This is a genomic window from Jeotgalibacillus sp. ET6, assembly GCF_029667115.1.
Classification (GTDB): Bacteria; Bacillota; Bacilli; order Bacillales; family Jeotgalibacillaceae; genus Jeotgalibacillus.
The window spans coordinates 776,496-799,332 of record NZ_JARUIU010000001.1; the positions used below are offsets into that span (position 1 = coordinate 776,496).

At 42.6% G+C, this 22,837-nt stretch carries 20 protein-coding genes, 1 other RNA gene and 1 other annotated feature (1 of these 22 running past the window's edge); of the genes, 1 reads left to right on the plus strand and 20 read right to left on the minus strand.

All coding sequences use genetic code 11. From position 1 onward, the window contains the following. Nucleotides 1–19: 19 nt before the first annotated feature. The 14 genes from P6709_RS03975 to cymR form a co-directional block, all read right to left on the minus strand. Nucleotides 20–949, minus strand: a complete 930-nt coding sequence (locus tag P6709_RS03975; RefSeq protein WP_278239581.1) for a peptidase U32 family protein — start codon at nt 947–949, stop codon at nt 20–22. Between the two features lie 4 nt (nt 950–953). After that, nucleotides 954–1,592, minus strand: a complete 639-nt coding sequence (locus P6709_RS03980) for an O-methyltransferase (RefSeq protein ID WP_278239582.1) — start codon at nt 1,590–1,592, stop codon at nt 954–956. A gap of 192 nt (nt 1,593–1,784) precedes the next feature. Next, the gene (gene mltG / locus P6709_RS03985; RefSeq protein ID WP_278239583.1) at nt 1,785–2,912 is read right to left on the minus strand and encodes an endolytic transglycosylase MltG; all 1,128 of its coding nucleotides are present in this window, start codon (nt 2,910–2,912) and stop codon (nt 1,785–1,787) included. A gap of 421 nt (nt 2,913–3,333) precedes the next feature. Further along, nucleotides 3,334–3,615: a DUF1292 domain-containing protein gene (locus P6709_RS03990; RefSeq protein ID WP_278239584.1), complete on the minus strand. Its 282-nt coding sequence runs from the start codon at nt 3,613–3,615 to the stop codon at nt 3,334–3,336. 13 nt (nt 3,616–3,628) lie between these two features. Next, nucleotides 3,629–4,045: a Holliday junction resolvase RuvX gene (gene ruvX / locus P6709_RS03995; protein WP_278239585.1), complete on the minus strand. Its 417-nt coding sequence runs from the start codon at nt 4,043–4,045 to the stop codon at nt 3,629–3,631. A gap of 1 nt (nt 4,046) precedes the next feature. After that, on the minus strand, nt 4,047–4,316 hold the full coding sequence (locus P6709_RS04000) for an IreB family regulatory phosphoprotein (protein WP_278239586.1): 270 nt from the start codon (nt 4,314–4,316) through the stop codon (nt 4,047–4,049). A 78-nt stretch (nt 4,317–4,394) separates the two neighbouring features. Continuing rightward, a complete protein-coding gene (gene alaS, locus P6709_RS04005) occupies nt 4,395–7,028 on the minus strand; it encodes an alanine--tRNA ligase (protein ID WP_278239587.1) in 2,634 nt (877 codons plus the stop codon). Nucleotides 7,029–7,354: 326 nt separating this feature from the next. Next, entirely contained in the window at nt 7,355–8,428 is a 1,074-nt protein-coding gene (locus tag P6709_RS04010) for an AI-2E family transporter (protein WP_278239588.1), read from the minus strand. Further along, the gene (locus P6709_RS04015; RefSeq protein ID WP_278239589.1) at nt 8,413–8,616 is read right to left on the minus strand and encodes a hypothetical protein; all 204 of its coding nucleotides are present in this window, start codon (nt 8,614–8,616) and stop codon (nt 8,413–8,415) included. The genes P6709_RS04010 and P6709_RS04015 overlap by 16 nt, the downstream gene beginning before the upstream one ends. 153 nt (nt 8,617–8,769) lie before the next feature. Further along, the gene (gene recD2, locus P6709_RS04020; RefSeq protein WP_278239590.1) at nt 8,770–11,145 is read right to left on the minus strand and encodes an SF1B family DNA helicase RecD2; all 2,376 of its coding nucleotides are present in this window, start codon (nt 11,143–11,145) and stop codon (nt 8,770–8,772) included. Nucleotides 11,146–11,163: 18 nt separating this feature from the next. Continuing rightward, nucleotides 11,164–11,832: a tetratricopeptide repeat protein gene (locus tag P6709_RS04025; RefSeq protein ID WP_278239591.1), complete on the minus strand. Its 669-nt coding sequence runs from the start codon at nt 11,830–11,832 to the stop codon at nt 11,164–11,166. Nucleotides 11,833–12,045: 213 nt separating this feature from the next. Then, entirely contained in the window at nt 12,046–13,173 is a 1,128-nt protein-coding gene (gene mnmA / locus P6709_RS04030; protein WP_278239592.1) for a tRNA 2-thiouridine(34) synthase MnmA, read from the minus strand. A 27-nt stretch (nt 13,174–13,200) separates the two neighbouring features. Then, nucleotides 13,201–14,343 carry a cysteine desulfurase family protein gene (locus P6709_RS04035; RefSeq protein ID WP_278239593.1) on the minus strand — a complete coding sequence of 381 codons (1,143 nt, stop codon included), beginning with the start codon at nt 14,341–14,343 and terminating at the stop codon, nt 13,201–13,203. 17 nt (nt 14,344–14,360) lie between these two features. After that, nucleotides 14,361–14,780 (minus strand): cysteine metabolism transcriptional regulator CymR, encoded by a 420-nt coding sequence (cymR, locus tag P6709_RS04040; RefSeq protein WP_278239594.1) that lies wholly within the window; start codon nt 14,778–14,780, stop codon nt 14,361–14,363. Nucleotides 14,781–14,909: 129 nt separating this feature from the next. Here cymR and P6709_RS04045 point away from each other — a divergent pair, with 129 nt between their 5' ends. Then, nucleotides 14,910–16,169: a replication-associated recombination protein A gene (locus P6709_RS04045; RefSeq protein WP_278239595.1), complete on the plus strand. Its 1,260-nt coding sequence runs from the start codon at nt 14,910–14,912 to the stop codon at nt 16,167–16,169. A gap of 278 nt (nt 16,170–16,447) precedes the next feature. Here P6709_RS04045 and P6709_RS04050 read toward each other — a convergent pair whose 3' ends face one another. From P6709_RS04050 to hisS, 6 genes are all read right to left on the minus strand, one after another. Beyond that, nucleotides 16,448–17,389 (minus strand): ABC transporter permease, encoded by a 942-nt coding sequence (locus P6709_RS04050; protein WP_278239596.1) that lies wholly within the window; start codon nt 17,387–17,389, stop codon nt 16,448–16,450. Then, nucleotides 17,382–18,314 carry an ABC transporter ATP-binding protein gene (locus tag P6709_RS04055; RefSeq protein ID WP_278239597.1) on the minus strand — a complete coding sequence of 311 codons (933 nt, stop codon included), beginning with the start codon at nt 18,312–18,314 and terminating at the stop codon, nt 17,382–17,384. Before P6709_RS04055 ends, P6709_RS04050 begins: the two co-directional genes overlap by 8 nt. A gap of 181 nt (nt 18,315–18,495) precedes the next feature. Further along, nucleotides 18,496–19,254, minus strand: a complete 759-nt coding sequence (locus P6709_RS04060; protein WP_278239598.1) for a tRNA threonylcarbamoyladenosine dehydratase — start codon at nt 19,252–19,254, stop codon at nt 18,496–18,498. 145 nt (nt 19,255–19,399) lie between these two features. Further along, a non-coding RNA gene (gene ssrS, locus P6709_RS04065) (6S RNA) lies at nt 19,400–19,587 on the minus strand. Between the two features lie 58 nt (nt 19,588–19,645). Further along, entirely contained in the window at nt 19,646–21,421 is a 1,776-nt protein-coding gene (gene aspS, locus P6709_RS04070) for an aspartate--tRNA ligase (RefSeq protein ID WP_278239599.1), read from the minus strand. Between the two features lie 12 nt (nt 21,422–21,433). Continuing rightward, on the minus strand, nt 21,434–22,699 hold the full coding sequence (gene hisS / locus P6709_RS04075; protein WP_278239600.1) for a histidine--tRNA ligase: 1,266 nt from the start codon (nt 22,697–22,699) through the stop codon (nt 21,434–21,436). A 91-nt stretch (nt 22,700–22,790) separates the two neighbouring features. Continuing rightward, nucleotides 22,791–22,837 (minus strand) — a binding site (T-box leader) (it continues 182 nt past the right edge of the window).

The following is a 22,837-nucleotide window of genomic DNA, read 5'->3' on the forward strand; positions in this document are numbered from 1 at the left end:
CATCTTTTTTCCTCCTATATTAATAAACGGTTTCTTTAAAGAAGAATCCCGTGTCAAGCGGACGGTGAGGCTGCTGAATTTGCTCAATTGCTTCAAGCCATTGCTCTTTTTTTTCTTCGTAGATTTCATTATTTTCTGCACAAAGATCGATGGCTTTTCGATAAAGCGAAGTAACCAATGTTACATATTCAGACGTTTGAAGAATACCATCAATTTTAAATGAATCCACTTCCGCTTCCATCATTTCAGAAAGTTCATCAATGATGCACATATCATTCGGGCTCATGATGTGTGTGCCATTTTCATCTTCAAATATGGGATACTTATTACTTCGTTCTACATCATGAAGCAGCATATTTTTACTTTCTTTACGATTTTCAATTTCGAGAGACTTGCCCTGATAAAGAAAGTAATTGCCAAGCAAAGCCCGCTTGGACTGAAACATACAGGTCATCCCGTGAACCTGCACTTCTATTTCAACTTTTGATTTTTCTTTCATTTCAACAATTGCATCCATAGAAAGCTCTCTGGCTAATACTGCCCGCTTTGCCCCTTTTTCTCCCCAATAATTGCAGGTGAAATAGTTCGTGGCCGTTGTTTCGGTATTCCAGTGCAGAGAAAGGTTTGGTGCGGATTCCCGTGCTGCCATTAAGACAGCGGGATCACCAAATATAACCGCGTCTGCCCCCTCTTTTTGACAGAAGCTTAAATAATCATTTAATTCATCCACTTTATCATTATGAAAAATGGCGTTGACAGCTATATACACTTTTTTACCATATGAGTGTGCAATGGAGATCCCCTGCCTGCATTCATCTCTTGAAAATTCACCCGCGAGGCGCAGTCCATATCGCTGCTCGCCGATTACAAATGCGTCCGCTCCAGCTTCGCACAACTCTTTCAGATGGTTTACTGAAAAAGGCGTCACAAGCAATTCCGGTTTCTTCATTTTTTCACCTCTTTTTACTTATAGCCAGACCGTCGCCCACAGGCAGTATGACTGTTTCGAAATCTTTATTATCCATCAGCCAGTGGTTATACCGGTCAATTTTTCGAAGAAGCTGTTTTACATTTCTGCTTACTTCAGGCTCAGCCTCTGCAACCAACCCTTTAAACAAAACATTATCTGTATAAACGGCTCCATTTTGAGTTAGAAGCGGAGTATATAGCTCAAAAAAACGTCCATACTGGCTTTTTGCGGCATCTATAAAAATGGCATCAAATGGTCCGTATGAAGCAACGTCTTCTCTTATTTCCAGTGCATCTCCGTACAAGGTGGTAATTTGCTGTTCCTTACCAAATTTCTTAATAAATTGATTTGCCTGATCCAGACGTTCTTTATCCCGCTCAATCGAAATGATGTGTACATTCGGCAGTGCATCCGCCATACGTAAAGCTGAATAGCCTATGGCTGTACCTACTTCAAGAATTTTTAACGGCTGTTGAAACCTGAGCCATTGAAGCAGGGTTTCCATCCCGTCCAGTTCCATTATGGGCACGTCATGATCGTCTGCGTATTCTTCCATATTAGTAAAAAATGCCGGGCGATCCTTGTAGAACTTTTCTATATACTCATATACTTTTTTATTCAACTAAACCCCGCCTTTACATACATCCATACCCAAAAAAAAAGCGTTCTTTTTAAAACAGCCGCTCTACATAAAAAGAAGAAAGCCTATGCATGCTTTCCACTTTTGCCGACATTTGAAGTACGCCTCAAAATACTTGTTCCATTTTAACACAAATACAGGAGGAAAGTGAATAACCTTTCCTCCTGCAGACTTCTACTCTTCTGTTTCGTCAGCTTCTTCCTCATTTACGCTGTAAATATATTGTTCCGCCTTTTCCTCATGCTCTTCAAGCGTTTCTGAATAATAAACCACACCATCTTCAGCAGCAGCCAGAAAATAGTAATAATTTGTACTTTCAGGGTTCATTGCTGCTTCAATGGATTCTATGCCCGGTGCAGCAATCGGACCTGGCGGAAGTCCTGCATTCTGATACGTATTATAAGGGTGATCTATTTCAAGATCCTCATAAAGAACCTGATCTTTCCACTCACCGAGCGCATATAAAACGGTAGGATCTGTCTGCAGCGGCATTCCGTCTTCCAGACGATTATAAAATATACCCGCGATTATCTCCCTGTCAGTGGAAGCCGTTGCTTCTTCTTCAAGCAGGGAAGCAAAAGTCAGGGCTTTATGAACCGTCATGACGTTCGGGTCTTCTCCTTCAGATGTAAAATTACCTGCAGAAAAATCATTAATCGATTCCAGATAAGGAGCAAAAGCAGCATTTGTTCCCTCTACCATTTGTGTAATGATGACTTCTAATTCAGGATTGTCTTCATAAAATGGATAAGTAGCGGGATAAAGATAGCCTTCAAGTGAATATCTGATAGAATCTGCAGTCACTTCATCCGTAATTAATTCAGGGAACTGCTCCTGAAGGGAAGCAATAAATTCGGAATCAGTCGCTGTTTCCATGAATTCATCTGCTGAATAATCCGTATTTTCTTCTATAATTGATGCTATTTCCTCCAGTCTGAGACCTTCAGGCACGGTTACGGAAAAAAGAGGTTCATGATAAACTTTTCCTGTCTTGAGACTTTCCGTTATTTCTGACAGTGTCATGGAAGGGGTCAGTTCATAAGTACCTGCCTGGAATTCAGACTCATTATTAAATTTTAAATAGTATTTATACACTCTGGCATCTTTTACAATGTTATTTTCTTCAAGTGCTGCCGTTATCGTATCAACTGATGATCCGATCGGTATTTCAACCGTTACCGGAGTATTATTATCCGGATTCATGGGTTCTAAAGCAGAGGAGATATAAGAATAGCCTCCAATGCCAGCGCCTAAAATAAGCAGAATCACGACGATCATTGAGAAAAAAACAATTTTTCTCACATGCCTGGCTTCCTTCTTCCGTTCTTGTAAGTTTTGAATCCATTGTTGGTATTTTGACCGATTGTCATTCAAACGCTTTCCCTCCACATAAGACAGCAACAAACAGAAGCTGATATTGTTCAATAGGTCTATTATACAACAAAAATATACACAGGCAACAATTGCCTGTGAGCATAAAAAAAAACGAGGCTGGGACAATAGTGTCTCAGCCTCGTTGACCGGTTCTCTTCGCTTCAGCCGGACGCTTTTTCCAGGAACGGGGCTTGAGCTTTATCAGTACGTTGTCCTGTAAAGTCTCAACTTGCCCTCGTACCCTGCTGGAATTGCCGCCTTCCGCTAACCTCTTACTAGTTATGATTACAACCTTGGATTTAAACGTTTTTAGTATTATCCCAATCTCGTCTAAAAGGTTAGGGAAGTGTTACTCTTCTTCCTCTTCATCAAGAAATGTATTAAGCATCTCTTCAATCATATCCCATTCTTCTTCTGTTTCGATCGGCTTTAATTCGCCTTCTGCATTTTGGTCGTCCTGTTCAAATGAAGAAGCGTGAATTTCAATCTCTTCTTCTTCTGATTCTCCTACCGGAAAGTATAGTACATATGACTTTTTAAACTCATCTGAATCAAATGTAAACAGTACTTCACAAAGTACTTCATTTCCTTGTTCGTCTACTACTGTAATGTGTTTTTCTCCATGTTCCATTATAAGCACCTCTTCATTTCCGGCTGTTTAAATAGCCTTGTAGTATCATCACTGCAGCCATTTTATCAATGACCTTTTTTCTTTTCGCACGACTGACATCTGCTTCAAGCAGTACTCTTTCAGCTGCCATTGTGCTTAATCGTTCATCCCATAGTTTTACTTCAATCTGCAGCTTTTTATGCAGTTTTTCTGCAAACTGCTGGCAGGCTTCTCCACGGGGACCGATCGTGTTATTCATATTTTTTGGCAAGCCGACGATTATAGAAGAAACCTCATGCTCATCAACAAGCTCCTTAATCCGCTTAAAACCAAGCTGACCGCCGCGCTCATCAATTTTTATGGTTTCGATTCCCTGAGCGGTCCAGCCAAAAGAATCACTGATCGCTACACCCACGGTCTTTGTGCCGACATCGAGTCCCATTATTCGCATATTATTTTTCCTCTTTGTGCTGGTGTAAATAAAATTTCACAAGCTCCTCAATAATTTCATCTCTTTCAAGCTTGCGGATAATGTTTCGTGCATCATGATGTCTTGGAATGTAAGCCGGGTCGCCGGATAAAAGGTACCCTACAATTTGGTTGATGGGATTATATCCTTTTTCTTCGAGAGCTTCAAAGACCTGTATCAGCACGCGCTGAACTTCTTTGTCTGCAGAATCATCCCCAAAATTAAATCGCATCGTTTTATCAAATGAGCTCATCTTCAGCACCTCACTCCGGAATATCTAATTATTCCTTTTGTTCAACATGTATTTATTGTACACCAGTTTAGAAGAGAATCAAACGGATTTTACCCACTTAGGAACGAATTGAAGAGCCTCATCCACTTTCGACGGGTTCTTTCCGCCGGCCTGAGCCATATCAGGACGGCCGCCTCCTCCGCCTTCACAAATTGCAGCGACTTCTTTAACCAGCTTGCCGGCATGATAGCCCTGATCAATTAAATCTTTTGTTACGCCTGCAATAATTTGAACTTTTTCACCCTGAACTGCAATCAGTACTAAAATTCCTGAGCCCAATTTATTTTTAACATCATCCGCCATCGTCCGCAAACTATTTACATCCGAAGCCTGTACTTTTTGAGCCAGCACTGTTATACCTTCTACAGAAATAACCTGATCCATTATGCTTTTAGCTTCAATATTTGACATTTTAGCATGAAGCGAATCATTTTCTCTTTGCAGCTCCTTAAGCTCCGTTTGCATGCTTAAAATTCTTGCAGGCAGATCAACAGGGTTAGATTTCACAAGTGCAGCTGATTGCTGAAGCACCTGAATCTGGTCATTCATATGACGGTATGCTGCTTCGCCTGTCACCGCTTCAATACGGCGTGTTCCTGCACCTATGCCGCCCTCTGAAACAATACGGAATAGACCGATGGAGGAAGTATTGCTGACATGGCAGCCGCCGCAAAGCTCGAGACTGTAATCACCAATTGAGACAACACGGACCTCTGAGCCGTACTTTTCGCCAAACAACGCCATAGCACCCATGGATTTTGCTTCTTCCAGGGACTTTACAGCGGTTTCCACAGAGAAGCTGCCCCACACTTTGTCATTTACAATTTCTTCAATTCGTTTAAGCTCATCTGCCTGAACTTGTCCAAAATGAGAAAAATCAAATCGGAGCCGGTCTTCCTGAACGAGCGACCCTGCCTGATTAACATGATCACCCAGCACGTCTTTTAATGCCTGATGAAGAAGATGAGTTGCTGTGTGATTTTTAGTGATTTCCGTTCTTGACGCTGGATCCACTGCTGCCAGGACCTGATCCCCTTTTGCAAGCGATCCTTTTTCAATAATAGCCGTGTGAAGATGCTGTCCATTTGGTGCTTTTTTTACGTCTTTTATTCGCAGCAGCACCTGATCATTGGATATCGTTCCTTTGTCTCCAATCTGGCCTCCGCTTTCTGCATAGAAAGGTGTTTCTGCCAAAATCAGCTGAACTTCCTCCCCTTCATTCGCTGATTCAGTCATCTCCTGGCTGCTGATGATAACCTCAACAGTGGATTCGTGAAGCAGACGCTGGTAGCCGACAAATTCGCTGGATACTTTAATATCTCCGAGAACGCCGCCCTGAACCTGCATGGAGCCGCCTTCCTGGCGAGCTGCACGGGCTCTTGAACGCTGAGCATTCATTTCTTCTTCAAATCCGTCTGAATCTACCCGCAAACCGTTTTCCTCAGCATATTCTTCGGTAAGTTCTACTGGGAATCCAAACGTATCATAAAGTCTGAAAACATCTTTGCCGCTGATTTCACCGGATCCATCTTCCTTGGCTTTGTTCATAAGACCTGAGAGAATGGAGAGGCCCTCGTTTAATGTCTCATGAAATCGCTCTTCCTCCGTTTTAATCACTTTTTGAATAAAATCTTCTTTCTTTTTTACTTCAGGATAAAAATCAATCATAATATCGCCTACGACCGGCACCAGCTCATACATGAACGGACGGTCGATGCCTATTTGTTTAGCGTATCTGACTGCGCGGCGAAGAAGTCTTCTTAGCACATACCCTCTGCCCTCATTGGATGGGAGCGCGCCGTCGCCAATAGCGAAGGATACGGTTCTGACATGGTCAGCAATTACCTTAAACGAGACATCTTTTTCTTCTGTCTGCTGATAAGTCTGTCCTGAAATTTTTTCGGTTGCTTTGATGATTGGCATAAACAAATCTGTTTCGAAGTTGGTTGGCACATCCTGTACTACACATGCCATCCGCTCAAGTCCCATTCCCGTATCAATATTTTTTTTCGGGAGCGGCGTATAGGTGTGATCAGGGTTATGGTTAAATTGTGAAAAAACAAGATTCCAGATCTCAAGGTAGCGGTCATTTTCTCCACCTGGGTACAACTCTGGATCGTTTAAATCATTTCCAAATGCTTCTCCCCTGTCAAAGAAAATTTCCGTATTCGGTCCACTTGGTCCTTCTCCAATATCCCAGAAATTCCCTTCGAGGCGGATAATTCTTTCTTCCGGCAATCCTATTTTCTGTTTCCACAAATCATAGGCTTCATGATCTTCAGGGTGAACAGTGACAGAAAGCTTTTCTGCATCGAACCCGATCCATTTTGATGAAGTAAGAAATTCCCATGCCCACTCAATTGCTTCTTCTTTAAAATATTCTCCGATTGAAAAATTCCCGAGCATTTCAAAGAATGTGTGATGCCGCGCTGTTTTCCCTACGTTTTCAATATCATTGGTACGAATCGATTTTTGCGCGTTTACAATTCTCGGGTTTTGAGGGATGACCCTCCCATCAAAATATTTTTTCAGTGTTGCAACTCCGCTGTTAATCCAAAGCAACGATGGATCTTCATGAGGGACTAGAGAAGCGCTTGGCTCTATATCGTGGCCCTTTTCCATAAAAAAATCCAAAAACATTTGTCTGATTTCTGCACCTGACCATTTTTGCATCTAAATTCCTCCTTTTAACTATGTATATATTTTCAGAAAACACAAAAAGGCCCTCATCCCCTGCAGGGACGAGAGCAAACTCGCGGTACCACCCTGGTTATAAACCGTACTGCTAAATCCAGCACCATTTATCACTTTGAGCGCCTTAACGCGGCGAACGGCAGAGTTTATCTGCACTCCGGATTAGCTTTCCATTACAATGCGTGCAAATTCCCTTTCAGCCAGGGGGAATTTTCTCTGAAATTTCCATCCAACAAGTTGTAATGTACTGGTTCCATCTTCGAGTTGCTCTTATTTTCCTACAGAAAGTATAGATAAGGAAGCCGTCATTTGTCAATCGGTACTTCTTTTTCTCTTTGCTTAAACGAGTGAATGATCATTCCAATAATCATATACACTGGCACAACAGCGATTAAGCCTGCCATGCCGCCGAGTTCTCCGCCTATTAATAACAGCAGCATGATCATGACTGGATGAATATGAATGGTTTTCCCCATAATCCAGGGAGCAAGAAGATGACTTTCTACCATTTGAATGCCAAATGCAGCAGCAATTACCCAGATAACCATACTTCCCGATATGGTGCTGGCTACAAGCAAAGCGGGAAGTGCGCCGATGATTGGCCCTAAGTAAGGGATTACATTAAATATCCCGAGCAGCAGTCCTAAAGGAAGAGCATACGGAAGCTTAATTGCATACAAGACTGCAAAAGAAAACACTGCCACAGCTGCGCTAAGCCACAGCTGTCCCCTTATATAAGAACCCAGCTTTTGATCAAGATCCGCTGCCAATGATACTACCTGCTTTTTTCTATCTTGAGGTATATGGTTCATAATATAATCTCTGATCACTATACGGTCTTTTACTAAATAAAATGTCATAAATGGCACAAGAGAAAGCGCTATTATCCACTTTAATGAGTGATTTATGCCTGCCAGCAGTTCTTCTGCACGCTGTTCGATCGCCATCTGGATAGAATGTATAAAATCCTGTATTCTTATGCTGACAGGCTGAGGCATGGATGAAAGCCAATCTGCTATCGCATGATTCCAGTCAGATACCTTGTCAAGCAGATCCGGAAGATGAGTGAGAAAGTGATTCCATTCTCTTGCAAATGCTGGTATCCACCATTGAAATAAAGCTCCTGCAACAGCAGTCAGCACAACAAATACGATCGATACAGCAAGTCTGTTTGAGCATTTTGCACGCATTAAAAAATGAACTAGAGGAAGCAGAAGATAAGCAAACAGTATACTTAATAAGAGCGGAACGACCGCAAGCCAGATTCCTGCAAAAACCGGTTGTATGTATTTCCATAAGTATGAAAAAATCCACCCGCACAGCAGCAGGAACAGGATCAGGATAAGGCGCGGCAGCCACTTTTTTATAAGTGAATCCATTTTTGTTCGCTCATTAGTTCCGCTTCATTAAATAGGTCATTTAAACTTTCAATCGACCCATCTTCTGATATTTCATATAATACAAGCTTGCCTCTATAAACTAAAAATTCAATACAGCATTGTCTGCAATAATAATGCTTTGTTCCAATTTTTCCAATGTCACGATGGTTACAGCAAGGACAATTCATGAGAAGCCTCCAATTTTAGGATCTTTTCTCCCCATCGTTGCCCTTATATGTTTTTTTTATTCATTTTCCCTATGCTGAGTTGTCTTAATTAAGCTGAGTTCTGTACTGTTTTCAATATTTGGTAAATTAATCTGCATTTTCCCCCAAGCAATCTTAAGCCTCCATAAAATCGTACGGGGAGAGTCCTTGCATTCCGACCATAGGATCCGCTTCTTCAATCCCTTGCCCCGGAGGTTTTTCAGCAGGAGCATCTTGTGTTCCATCGGCCAGTTTGGAGCGAAGTGTGGTAAGTCGGACAGCGTCATCTTTTCTCTCTACTCCAAAACGAAATGCTTCTTCTTCGCCGCACATAATTAAAAATCTCTTGCTTCTCGTAATGGCAGTGTAAAGCAAATTCCTTCGAAGCATACGATAATAGCTTTTTACCACAGGCAGAATCACAATAGGAAACTCGCTGCCCTGTGATTTATGTATAGAGCAGCAAAAAGCATGGGTGATCTGGTTTAAATCCTGGCGGGTGTACGTGACCTCCACCCCATCAAAAGAAACCAGCACCATATCCTGCTTTTCAGTATTTTCCTTCGCATAAAAAATAGAAATAACTTCACCCATGTCTCCATTAAAGACATGGCTTTCAGGCTGATTTACAAGCTGAAGAACTTTGTCGCCGATTCGATATGCAATATCTCCCCACTGCAGTTCTTTTCTTGTTTTGTCAGGGTTGGGGTTCATTAATTCCTGGAGCACTTTATTCAGCCTGTCTATTCCGGCAGGTCCTCTGTACATCGGTGCAAGCACCTGAATGTCTTTAGCTGTGTACCCCTTTTTAATGGCATTTTTCACCACTTTTCCCACAACCTCATCCATTTGAGAAGCGTGGCAGGCAATGAATGAGCGATCAGCATGCTGCTTTCTTAAATCCTGCGGCAGTTTTCCTTCTTTCATTTGATGAGCCAATTCTATTATGGAAGACCCTTCTTCCTGCCTGTATATATCAGTCAATTGCACAGTAGGAACAAGCTTTGAATGAATAAGGTCCTGAAGAACCTGGCCGGGGCCAACAGACGGCAGCTGATCCTGGTCCCCTACAATAATAACCTGCATGGTATCCGGAACAGCCTGTAAAAGCTGATTTGCTAGCCAAGTATCCACCATCGACATCTCATCCACAATAAGAAGCTTTCCCTGCACCAGACGTTCTTCGTCATCCTCCATATCTTCCTGTCCTGTAAAGCCTAAAAGCCGGTGAATGGTCATTGCCTTGAGTCCGGTTGATTCAGACATTCTTTTAGCTGCGCGGCCGGTAGGAGCAGCTAAAACGATCGGAAACGGTTCTTCGCTCCCATACGCATCCACATCCAAAGACACGCCATGCAGTTCTGAATACAGTTCAACAATTCCCTTAATAACGGTCGTTTTCCCCGTCCCCGGCCCCCCTGTTAAAATCATGAGGGAGGAAGTCAGAGCGGTTTGAATGGCTTCTTTTTGAGAAGCAGCATACGAAACCCCGAGCCGTTCTTCCAGACTGCCAAGCGCCAGTAGAAACTCAGACTCCGGAAATTGATCTTCATATTCCTTATGAGAAAGAAGCCGGTTTATATTGGTAACAAGTCCTTTTTCAGAAAAATAAAGAGAAGGTAGATAAATCCGTTTCTCTTCCCCAATAACCTTTCCTTCTTCATGCAATTCAATCAGCTGATTTGAAATATCCGTGTATTCTATTTGTTCAGGCTGATGCTTCTGCAGGAGCTCCTTTACTCTGATCAGCAGATCTTTTGATTGAGCATAAACATGGCCTTCCTGCATTGAAAGCTGCTGAAGACAAAAGAGACAGGCTGCTTTTATTCGATCCGGATGGCTTCCGGATAAACCTAAATGTCTGCCCAGTTCATCCGCCTTGCCAAACCCTACGCCCTCAATATGGTAAACAAGCTCATAGGGGTTCTTTTGCAGAATTTCCAAAGTAGCTTCCTGGTAATGCTGATAAATCTTCATAGACAGCTGAGGGCCAAACCCCCAGTCATTTAAGTGAACCATGATCCGCTCTAAACCCTGGTGCTCGATTAAGACATCGTAAATATGCTTTGCCTTTTCCTGAGAAAGCTTTGGGACTTCCTGAAGCACCGATTCATCATTCATAATTCTTGAAATGGCTTTTTCGCCCAGTGTATCCACAATCTTTTCAGCTGTTCTTTTTCCAACGCCTGAGAAAAGATCGCTTGATAAATAATGGACTATCCCCTGTTTAGTCTGAGGCAGATCCTTTTTAAACCGATCCGCAAGAAACTGCAGGCCAAACCGGGGATGTTCTTTAAACTTACCGTGAAAAATATAGGTGTCCTCTTCCTGCATTTTAGGAAAATGACCTGTAACAACCGCTTCTTTTTCCTGATTTGACGTGTTGGTTTCTTCGACTCGAACGCGTACGACAGAATACATATTGTCTTCATTATGAAATATGGTCACGATATGCCTGCCTTTGATATACGGCTCTTCTTCATTAAATAAATCCATGGACTCATTGCTCATCAGGTGTTCCCCCTGCTCTTACCCTTTTGACTCCAAAGCCTGTCTCATAATTTCCCGGCCATTTAAAGCTAAATAATGATCCGGCTGAACAGCTATCGCCTGCTCAAAACAGTTTAAGGCTTCTATTGCATCTTCCTTGAAGCCCGCATACGCTACTCCCAGATTGTATAAAGCATCTGCATGCTGCGGATTAAGCTTTACTGCATGCTGTAGCTGCTTCATTGCTTCATCTCCAAGTTCAAGCTGGGCGAGTGCGAGTCCAAACTGGAAATGCGCCTCAGCATCCTCCGATGAAAGCTCTGCAGCACGCTGTAAATAAGGGAGCGAAAGCTTAACTTTTTCCTCGTTTTTAAGAGACATTCCGAGCATAAAATAAACGTCGGAATCCTCTACTCCTTTTTCAAGTGTTTTCTCATAGAGACGGGCACTCTCTGAAAACCGTTCTTCGTTATAATACAAATTTGCCAGAGAATAATACGCCAGACCTGCATCTTCGTTTAAAATAATCGCTTTTTGAAAAAAGCGTTCTGCTTTTTCCGTTTCATTCATTTGCGCCAGTACATTGCCGAAATTTATATAAGCTGTTTCATCTTCAGGTTTCTCTTCAATCGCCTGATTTAAAAGTTCTATGGCTTCCTGATATTCGCCTTCTTGCAATTTTTTTATGGCTAGTTCATTTAAATTCATGTAAGATTCATCTCCCTGCTGTGGTTGATTCAATTTCCAGCTTTAATCGTACAAAACTCTTTGCTAAAGCCTGTTTTTAGCAACAGGATACTGCAAAAAGTATAACATAGGTACTCATATGAACCGAAACGAAAAAAGAATGCTTCAGGAAAATCTTTACTCTCCTTCTCCGTATCAGAGCGAGAGTGAAAAAGTTCCCGAGCATTCCTGTCCTCATCCTACATATTCAAGCTGCTTTTGTTCCTTATAAATTTTATCAATCGTTCCTCCGCCAAGACATTCATCACCATTATAAAAAACGACTGCCTGTCCCGGGGTAACAGCTCTTGAAGGTTCGTCAAAAACCACCTCTGCCAGTCCCCCGTCTTTAATATGAACCGTAACTCCATGATCAGACTGGCGGTAACGGAATTTTGCTGTACAACGGAAAGTTCCTTCCGGCTCTTTACTTGATGTCCAGCTGAGATCAGCTGCGATTAAAGAGTGGGAGTATAACGCTTCGTGATCAAAACCCTGACCCACAAAAAGCTGGTTTTTCTCTAAATCTTTTCCAAGCACGAACCACGGCTCGCCGGACCCGCCAATGCCAAGCCCGTGTCTCTGGCCAATCGTATAATACATTAAGCCATCATGCGAGCCGACTTTCTTGCTTTCCATCGTTACCATATCCCCCGGCTGGGCAGGCAGGTATTGACCTAAAAACTCTTTAAAATTTCTTTCTCCAATAAAACAGATGCCCGTGCTGTCCTTTTTTGAAGCTGTAGCAAGTCCTGCTTCCTCGGCAATCCTGCGGACTTCTTTTTTATTGATCCCGCCGATCGGGAACATTACCTTCGCCAGCTGCTGCTGGGTAAGCTGGTTTAAAAAGTACGTTTGATCTTTATTTTCGTCCAGACCACGGAGCATTTTAACTTCTCCATCCCGCTCTTCAACCTGTGCGTAATGGCCTGTAGCCAGGTAATCTGCACCAAGCTTTAAAGCGTGATCTAAAAAGGCATTAAATTTAATTTCCTTGTTGCACATGACGTCCGGATTTGGGGTGCGTCCTGCTTTGTACTCTTCAAGAAAATACGTGAACACTTTATCCCAATACTGTTTCTCGAAATTAACCGCATAATAGGGGATGCCGATTTGGTTGCATACACGAATAACGTCATTATAGTCCTCTGTTGCTGTACATACACCTGCATCATCTGTGTCATCCCAATTTTTCATGAAGATTCCGATCACATCATAGCCCTGCTCTTTGAGCAAAAGAGCAGCGACAGAAGAATCGACTCCTCCTGACATTCCTACCACTACACGGGTATCTTTCGGTGATTTCTTCATTTTCCTCACCACTTTATCTATTATTTCATCAGCTGATAGTTATTTTTTAAAACGATTTACGATTAAAGCGACCTGATCGGCTATTATGTCAGCATCTTCTTCAGTACTTCCAAGTCCAAAGCTGAAGCGGACAGAATTTTTTAAGCGCTCATCATTTTTGCCGTACATGGCAGAAAGCACATGAGAGGGCTCAAGAGATCCGGCAGTACATGCAGAACCACTGGATACTGCAATACCGGCCAGGTCAAGATTTACAAGCATTGCTTCTACATCGGTTTCTGCGATGCTTAAGTTTATCACATGGGGAAGCGAGCGCTCAAGAGATCCGTTCACTTCATAAGCAACTTCTTTTTCTCTGAGCTTTTGCAGCAAATGATTTTTTACTGACTTTAATTGAGCTGTTTTCTCTACTCTTTCTTTACTTGCAATTTCGACCGCTTTGGCAAAAGAAGCAAGAGCTGGTATATTTTCAGTGCCTGCTCTTCTTTTCCGTTCCTGCTCCCCTCCAAGAAGTCCTGGAGAAAGAGATGTACCGTTTTTCACATAAAGAAAACCGACCCCTTTAGGTCCGTTAATTTTGTGAGCCGAAACGGAGAGCATGTCAACGTTTAGATCTCGAACATTTAAATCCTCAAGTCCATAGGCTTGTACAGCATCCGTATGAAAAGATGCCTGATGGTCCTTCAGCAGCTCCCCTATTTCCCGGATGGGCTGAATGGCGCCTACCTCGTTATTACCAAACATAACTGTCACAAGGATCGTATCTTCTCGCAAAGCTTTTTTTAATTCACTGATCGAAATCTGACCTTCTTCATCCACATCAAGAAATGTGACTTGAAATCCCTGATTAACAAGTGCTTCACATGGATGAAGGACAGCATGATGCTCAATTTTCGTTGTAATGATATGACGGCCCTTGTCCTTAAGGGCATTTGCTGTTCCAACGATTGCAAGATTATTTGCTTCTGTACCTCCGCTGGTAAAGATAATTTCATTAAAATGCGCCCCAATACTGGATGCTAATTGACTTCGTGCTTCATCCAGAAGGTGTCGGGACCTGCGGCCGACAGAATGAATGCTTGAGGCGTTTCCGTAATGCTCAGATAACGTTTCTGTCATCACTTTTACAGCCTCAGGATGCATTGGTGTTGTCGCTGCATGGTCTGCATAAATTTGAATCACGTGATTTCCCTCCCGTTTTAAATGTAGAACATGTAAGCATCCGATTGGCCTTCATCCGTGTAGTTTGCCAGATCTTCTATTGTCGTGTGATCAAGAACATCTTTTACGGCATCCCGGATTCTCATCCATAATTCCCGCTGAGGAGGCGCTTCGTTTTCAATTCCTTCTACCGGGGAAATCGGCCCTTCAAGCACCCGTATAATGTCTCCTGCCGTTATTTCATTCGGTTCTTTTGCTACGATATATCCGCCATAAGCCCCGCGAATGCTTTTCACATAACCTGCATTCCGCAAAGGCGCGATTAGTTGTTCAAGATAATGCTCTGATAAGTCATGCGTTTTAGCGATTGCTTTTAAAGAGGTAGGACCCTCTCCATAGCGTTTTGCAAGCTCGATCATAATGGTCAGGCCATAACGGCCTTTTGTTGATATTTTCATTACAAAATCCACCTCTGCCCCTCGATGTTTAACTTTTGATATTATAGCATAGAACTGCAATCGTTGGCATTTCAACTGTTTTACTACTATGATTAGCAATAAGAGAGACTAATAGTATGGAGTGATCATATGAGCATCAAACCACTGGCTTTTCGTATGAGACCAAGAACGATAGATGAGATGATTGGACAGACCCATTTGGTCGGTGAAGGCAAAATTATTCGCAGAATGGTATTAGCAATGCAATTATCCTCCATGATCCTTTACGGCCCTCCCGGAATTGGCAAAACCTCTATTGCATCAGCTATAGCAGGCAGTACGCAGTATGCTTTCCGGACGTTGAATGCCGTTACAAATAATAAAAAGGATATGGAAATCGTTGCGCAGGAAGCAAAAATGTCTGGCAAAGTTATTTTGCTTCTCGATGAAGTTCATCGACTTGATAAAACCAAGCAGGATTTTCTTCTTCCCTACCTTGAAAACGGCATGATCACCCTTATTGGCGCGACGACAAGCAATCCGTATCATGCGATTAATCCCGCCATTCGAAGCCGGTGTCAAATTTTCGAGCTTCATCCATTATCTTCTGACGATATGAAAACAGCGATTTTAAGAGCATTGGAAGATGAAGAGCGGGGCCTTGGAAAACAAAAGGTGATCCTTGAGGATGAAGCATTGGAGCTATTAGCCCATGGAAGCAATGGAGACGTAAGAAGCTCTCTTAACGCGCTCGAACTTGCCGTGAAATCAACTCAAGCTGAGGATGACAGTATAAGAATAACGGCAGAAATTGCAGAGGAGTGTCTACAGAAAAAAAGTTTTTCTCACGACAAAGACGGGGACGCCCATTATGATGTTATGAGCGGATTTCAAAAATCAATCAGGGGCAGCGACGTGGACGCATCCCTTCATTATCTGGGAAGGCTGATTGAAGCCGGAGATCTGCCGACTATCGCCAGAAGACTTTTGGTTATTGCCTATGAAGACATTGGGCTTGCGAGTCCTCAGGCTGGCCCAAGAACGCTTGCAGCAATTGAATCTGCTGAAAGACTTGGCTTTCCTGAAGCGCGCATCCCCCTTGCTAATGCAGTGATTGAGCTTTGTCTTTCTCCAAAATCAAATTCTGCCATCAGTGCGATTGATGCGGCTCTCGGAGACATTCGGGCCGGAAAAAGCGGCTCAGTGCCGGACCATTTAAAAGATGCTCATTACAAAGGAGCAAAAGAAATGGGAAGAGGCGTGGAGTATTTGTATCCTCACAGTTATCCAAATGGATGGGTCAAGCAGCAGTATCTTCCTAACTCGTTAAAAAACGCAGCTTACTATCAGCCCAAAACTACGGGTAAATTTGAACAGGCATTGAAGCAAATTTATGAAAAAATGAAATAGTCTATATCGCTGGGTATGCCAAGTTAAAAGAGGGTGAGATAGAAAAAAAAAGTTTTAAAAATTTGGGTGTATTTATAAGTAGTAAGAGGTGGGGGGAGCGGAAGGTGGCGACTCCTGCAGGAGATGACGGCAAGCTGAGACTTTACGGCGCAAGGCCCTGAAAAGGCTCAGCGCCGTCCCTGCGGAAAGCGTCCACCTGAAGAGCAGTGAACCGATCAAAAAAAGCATGAGACATATTGTCTCATGCTCTTTTTATTTTTTCAAAAGAAAGGATGTGTCTAAGCGGCGATATCCCGTTTAGTAAAGACCGTAAACGCTAGTGCCACAAAAATTGTGAAGTAAATCAAAATCATGATAATGGAAAACGTCATCGTCATGCCTTCTACAAGCGGCACTCCCATTTCATACATCGTCAGGTTCGTATTGGCAAACAGGCTGTATTTAGCCCAGTCGTAATACATCGCAATAAAGCCTGTAGCAGTTCCGCCGACAAAGTAAAGGAACAAACTGATTCCGATTGCTAGGGAGCTGCTGCGAAAAACAGCTGAAATCATAAATGCCATTGTGGTAAGGAGAATGACATCGATTGAGTTATACAGATAAACTTTCATAAGATAGAAAATCATATTGCTTTCCCTTACTTCTCCATCTGAGTAGGTTAATTGAACGGCTGATCCGGAATCAAAGAAGATAGCCCCCAGGATCAGAGACAGTACCGTTAAGATCCCAATCAATGATAGACCGAAAGTCGCAACCGTGAGAAATTTAGATAAAAGAATTTTCCAGCGGGCGATTGGCCGAATCATTAACAACTTAACTGTTCCCCATGAAAACTCACCCGCAACAATTCCGGAAGCTACGATAATGGAAAACAACCCTACTAATGAAATCATGAATGAGTTATTTTCAAGGTATTGCCACATGGACTCTGCGTTGTTAGGTGCGATATCGTTTTCTAAGCGATATTCGTTTAAGGCTAGAGCTCCTTCTGGACTTGGCGTGTAAAAGCCTTCTTCCCCAGACTCTATCGTCATTTGAATTTGTTCATTTTCCGCTTCTAAAGCTTGCCGCCAGTCTTCATTAGACGAATTAAAGTTGGAATTTATAAAGAGTGTAATAACAGCTGAAGCGATGACCGCTAAAATCAGCAGTCCAGCCATCACATATGTACCTGGGCGATGCAGAATTTTCATCCATTCATTGCGGATTAAATTACCCATGCTTTACCAGTCCTCCCTCTGACGTTACTTCAAGGAACCTGTCTTCCAGTGTTTTAGCTGCCGGAGAAATACCGTACACATCTATATTCTCTGCCACACAAAAACGGATAAGCTCCGGTATTTGATCTTTTGTCATATCAATTACCAGCGATTGTTCTACTACCTCTACCGTCCATTCAGCATGATGTGTAAGTACTTTCTTTTTCACCTCATGAGGCTCTTTTACCTCAAGTTTGAACAGCTTGCCCTCAGTAGAAACAAAATCGTCCATAGACTGAACATCAATCAGCTTGCCGTTTTGAATGATGCCGATACGGTCACACATCATCTCCATTTCTGAAAGCAAATGACTGGACACAATCACGGCCATGTTCCGTTCTCTTGCTAAGCGTCTTATGTAATCGCGGATTTCACGAATGCCTGCAGGGTCTAGTCCGTTGGTGGGCTCATCCAATATCAGCACTTTTGGATCGTGCAAAAGACTTTGAGCGATCCCCAGCCGCTGGCGCATTCCAAGTGAATAGGTTTTCACCTTTTCATGAATCCTTTTTTCAAGTCCTACCAGTTTGACTACTTCATTAATTTTCTCTTTAGAAATTCCTTTGTACATCCGTGCGTAGTGAACTAAATTCTTATAGCCGGATAAAAATTTATACATTTCGGGGTTTTCTACTATGGCTCCTACATGCCGCACGGCTCCTTCGAAATCAGTTTTAATGCTTTTTCCTTCAATGAGGACGTCCCCATCTGTTAATTTCATTAATCCTACAATCATTCGGATGGTGGTTGTTTTTCCTGCTCCGTTAGGCCCGAGAAAACCAAACACTTCTCCTCCGTAAACGTCAAACGAAACTTTATCAATGATGGTTTTCCCCTTGATTACCTTCGTGACATTTTTCAACTCTACGATCGATTTTTTAGTCATGCCTTCCCTCCTGTTTTTTTCTCATTAAATTTAGGTTGTCATGTAATTTACGAGTGAATTGGAAGAAAGTTTCACTTAAAATAACAAATTCAGTAGAAAAGTTGTTTCAATTTTCACCTGTTAATCGAAAATAGTATACGAAAAAAACCAGTCCCTTTTGTATTAAGGACTGGTTTGCAGATTATTGAACTCGTTTAATCATGATGTCTTTTAACAATGTATTTATTACATAGCTTGCCGCGATCAATCCTGCTACTGAGGGAACAAAAGCATTAGAGGACGGAGGCATTTTGGCCTTTCTTATTGCAGCTTCATCGTTGCCGACCGTTTTTCTGACTTCTTCACGAATAATGATCGGACTTTCATCCGAGAAAACGACGGGGATGCCTTTTGGAATCCCTTCTTTACGCAGCTGCTTTCGGATTACTTTTGCAATTGGATCTGTATGGGTTTTTGAAATGTCGGCAATTTGAAAACGGGTTGGATCCATTTTATTTGCTGCCCCCATACTTGATATGATCGGAATCTCTCTTTTCAGGCATTCTTTCATTAAATGAATTTTGTAGGAAATCGTATCAGAGGCATCCACTACAAAATCAAGGCCGTGGCTGAAAAACTCTTCATACGTTTCTTCTGTATAGAACATTTTCAGTGAAATAACTTCACAATCAGGATTAATGTCTTCGATTCTGGTTTTCATCAAGTCTGCTTTTGGCTGTCCGACAGTAGAAAGCAGTGCGATCACTTGACGGTTAACATTTGTGATATCTACATCATCTTTGTCTACGAGAATTAAGCGGCCGACTCCGCTCCGCGCAAGCGCCTCAGCGGCAAATGAACCTACACCGCCAATGCCGAGCACTGCGACTGTTTTTCCTTTCAGAAGATCAATTCCTTCTGATCCGATCGCCAGTTCGTTTCTTGAAAATTGGTGAAGCATGTTAATCAACTCCAAATCAGTTTAGGATAACGGAACTAAGGATAGCTTATTTTCCTTGTTAAATCAATGAGCCTTTAACGCTCCTCAATAAAGCATAAAAAAACCGCCTGGTTGATCAGGCGGTTTTAGAAGTATGTAAGTGCTGGCAAATCCCAATCGTGCCGTCTCATTAAAGATCTATTGTTTTGAACCCGCTCTCAGCAGGTGGGTGCCCTGTTTTCTGCTTAATGCGTCCTCGCAAAAGGCATGCACGGTGCAGAAAAACGCAGGCTCCCAATAATAGAAGTGTTCGGTCAAAACGAATTGAGCAGATAACGTACACATCAGGACTTGCCTTGTTTGTAAATAATAGCATACCTTTTCTTAAAGATCAATCTTTAGCGCCGGTAATTTATTTATTATTCTGAAGATTCAAAGATATCTTTAATTCATCCAGCTGAGCTTCACTTACTTCTCCTGGTGCGTCTGTTAATACACAGCTTGCACTTGCTGTTTTAGGAAATGCAATGGTGTCTCGCAAGTTGGTGCTTCCAGACAGAAGCATTACAAGTCTGTCAAGACCGAGTGCAATTCCCCCATGCGGCGGTGTACCGTACTCAAAGGCTTCAAGCAAAAACCCAAATTGCTCTTTAGCTTCTTCTTCTGAAAACCCAAGAACTTTAAACATTTTTTCCTGAATTTCACGCTCAAAAATCCGAAGGGAACCTCCACCTAATTCATACCCGTTCAACACAATATCATATGCCTGTGCTCTTACAGCTGCAGGATCCGTTTCAAGAAGCGGAAGATCCTCCCTTACAGGCATCGTAAAAGGATGATGAGCAGCATAATAACGGCCTTCATCTTCTGCATATTCCAGCAGCGGCCAGTCTGTTACCCATAGGAAATTGTATAAGGTGTGATCGATCAGGCCCAGTTCTTTACCAAGTTTCAAGCGAAGCGCACCTAAAGCATCAGCGACCACCGATTTTTTATCTGCTACAAATAGGAGCAAATCGCCTTCTGCTGCATCTGTTTCAGCCGCAAGACGGGCTTGCTCATCTTCTCCAAAAAATTTAGCAATCGGTCCGGCAAATCCTTCTGAGGACGTTTTAAGCCAGGCAAGTCCTTTGGCTCCATAACGGGAAACGAATTCGCCCAACGCATCTATATCTTTTCTTGAGAAGTTGTCTGCTGCACCTTTTACATTAATTGCCTTAACCTGGCCACCATTTTCAACTGCACTGCTGAAGACCTTGAATCCTGAAGTCTTCATTGACTCGGACAAATTAATTAGTTCCATTTTAAAGCGCGTGTCTGGCTTATCAGAACCGTATCGCTCCATCGCTTCGCTGTAGGTGATTTGTGGTAAAGGAAGCGCAATGTCCAGACCTTTAACATCCTTCATCATGGCTGAAAGCATGCGTTCATTCATCTTCATAATTTCTTCCTGGCTCATAAAGCTTGTTTCGATATCAATTTGCGTAAATTCCGGCTGGCGGTCAGCACGCAGATCCTCGTCTCTGAAACAGCGGGCAATTTGATAATATTTATCAAATCCACCGACCATCAACAGCTGCTTAAACAATTGGGGCGACTGAGGCAGAGCATAAAATTCTCCTTCATGTACTCTGCTTGGAACCAGATAGTCACGTGCGCCTTCAGGTGTACTTTTCGTCAATACCGGCGTTTCCACTTCGATAAACTGATCATCGTCAAGAAAGCGGCGAATCGACTTCGTAATGCTGTGACGCACTTTGAAGGTTTCGGTCATTACAGGACGGCGAAGGTCCAGGTAGCGGTATTTTAAGCGAATATCTTCTGCTACTTCTGTTTTATCTTCAATGGCAAAAGGAGGTGTTTTCGCTTCACTGATGACAGTCACCTCTGAAGCATGAATTTCAATGGTGCCTGTAGCGATATTGGTGTTTATTGTACCTGCTTCTCTTGCCTGAATGGTTCCTTCTATGCTTAGCACATATTCGCTGCGGATTGCTTCCGCTTTTTTTAAGGCCTCTTCTGAAATAGCAGGGTTAAATACAACTTGAATAATGCCCGTTCTGTCACGCAGGTCAATAAAAATCAGACCTCCAAGGTCACGACGTTTTTGAACCCATCCTTTTAAAATTAATTTTTCGCCAATTGCTGAGGCGGGTACTTCCCCGCAATAAAATGATCGTCCAAACATCGTTTTTCCTCCTTAAGACTGCTTTAAATAATCGAATAGTTTTTCAAATGTAACGTTTTCCTGCGTGCCGCTCTCCAAATTCTTGACGACACTCGTTCCTTCACTGAGTTCATTTTCTCCAATGATCGCAACAAATTTTGCCTTTAAACGGTCGGCACTCTTAAGTTGTGCTTTCATTTTGCGATTTAATGTATCCATCTCAGCACTCAGATTATGCTTTCTTGCTTTATATGTCAGTTCAACGGCTTTATCTTTTGCCTGTTCACCCATTGTGACAAAGTAACAGTCCAGGACAGCTTCAGCAGGAAGCTCGATGCTTTCTGCATCCAGAGCCGACAGCAGACGCTCGATGCTTAATGCAAATCCAATACCTGGTGCACTCGGGCCTCCGAGGTCTTCTGATAAACCATTATATCTGCCTCCGCCGCATAGTGTAGTAATGGCGCCAAAGCCCTCTGCACTGCTCATAATTTCAAATGCAGTGTGGTTGTAGTAATCCAGCCCCCTTACAAGATTTGAATCTACTTCAAATTCAATCCCCATTAAGGTTAAATAGTGCTGAAGTTTTTTAAAGTAAGCTGAGGATTCTGCATTCAGGTAATCAGCAAGAGAAGGCGCTGTCGCCATTAATTCGTGATCCCTGTCTTTTTTGCAATCCAATATCCGAAGAGGGTTCTTTTCAAGACGCATCTGACAATCGTGACAAAACTCGTTGATTCTCGGTTTAAAGTGATTGATTAATGCTTCTTTGTGGGCGATTCGGCTTTCAGTGTCACCCAAACTGTTAATCACGAGCTTCAGCTTTTTCAACCCAAGACGTGTATACAGTTCCATAGCAAGCGAGATCACCTCTGCATCAATACTTGGATCGTCGCTTCCAATTGCTTCAACACCAAATTGAACAAATTGTCTGAAGCGGCCGGCCTGGGGGCGTTCGTAACGGAACATTGGACCGGTATAAAATAATTTGACCGGCTGATTGACCTGGCCGAACATTTTGTGCTGAACAAATGAACGAACGACTCCTGCTGTTCCCTCCGGACGAAGCGTCAAGCTTCTTTCTCCCCGGTCCTTAAAGGTGTACATTTCCTTTTGTACAATGTCTGTTGTATCCCCTACACCCCGTTCAAACAATTCTGTATGCTCAAACAGAGGCGTGCGAATTTCTTTGTACTGATACTGTTCACAAAGTTCTTTAGCTACTTTCTCAATGTATTGCCATTTTTCAACGGTTCCAGGAAGAATATCCTGGGTGCCTCTAGGAATTTGAATAGACATGAAACTTCCTCCTCCAACTATCAATTCATAATTAACGATCGACAAAGACCGGAAAATGTGAACACAAAAAACTCCCGTCCCTTGTCCTAAAACAAGGGACGGGAGTTTTATTCCCGTGGTGCCACCCTAATTGAAGCA

Coding starts and splice junctions, on each gene's coding strand:
- P6709_RS03975 (WP_278239581.1), bottom strand. CDS start 949: ATGAAGAAACCGGAATTGCTTGTGACGCCTTTTTCAGTAAACCATCTG.
- P6709_RS03990 (WP_278239584.1), bottom strand. CDS start 3,615: ATGGAACATGGAGAAAAACACATTACAGTAGTAGACGAACAAGGAAAT.
- ruvX (WP_278239585.1), bottom strand. CDS start 4,045: ATGCGAATAATGGGACTCGATGTCGGCACAAAGACCGTGGGTGTAGCG.
- P6709_RS04000 (WP_278239586.1), bottom strand. CDS start 4,316: ATGAGCTCATTTGATAAAACGATGCGATTTAATTTTGGGGATGATTCT.
- alaS (WP_278239587.1), bottom strand. CDS start 7,028: ATGCAAAAATGGTCAGGTGCAGAAATCAGACAAATGTTTTTGGATTTT.
- P6709_RS04010 (WP_278239588.1), bottom strand. CDS start 8,428: ATGGATTCACTTATAAAAAAGTGGCTGCCGCGCCTTATCCTGATCCTG.
- P6709_RS04015 (WP_278239589.1), bottom strand. CDS start 8,616: ATGAATTGTCCTTGCTGTAACCATCGTGACATTGGAAAAATTGGAACA.
- recD2 (WP_278239590.1), bottom strand. CDS start 11,145: ATGAGCAATGAGTCCATGGATTTATTTAATGAAGAAGAGCCGTATATC.
- P6709_RS04025 (WP_278239591.1), bottom strand. CDS start 11,832: ATGAATTTAAATGAACTAGCCATAAAAAAATTGCAAGAAGGCGAATAT.
- cymR (WP_278239594.1), bottom strand. CDS start 14,780: ATGAAAATATCAACAAAAGGCCGTTATGGCCTGACCATTATGATCGAG.
- P6709_RS04045 (WP_278239595.1), top strand. CDS start 14,910: ATGAGCATCAAACCACTGGCTTTTCGTATGAGACCAAGAACGATAGAT.
- P6709_RS04050 (WP_278239596.1), bottom strand. CDS start 17,389: ATGGGTAATTTAATCCGCAATGAATGGATGAAAATTCTGCATCGCCCA.
- P6709_RS04055 (WP_278239597.1), bottom strand. CDS start 18,314: ATGACTAAAAAATCGATCGTAGAGTTGAAAAATGTCACGAAGGTAATC.
- P6709_RS04060 (WP_278239598.1), bottom strand. CDS start 19,254: ATGCTTCACCAATTTTCAAGAAACGAACTGGCGATCGGATCAGAAGGA.
- aspS (WP_278239599.1), bottom strand. CDS start 21,421: ATGTTTGGACGATCATTTTATTGCGGGGAAGTACCCGCCTCAGCAATT.
- hisS (WP_278239600.1), bottom strand. CDS start 22,699: ATGTCTATTCAAATTCCTAGAGGCACCCAGGATATTCTTCCTGGAACC.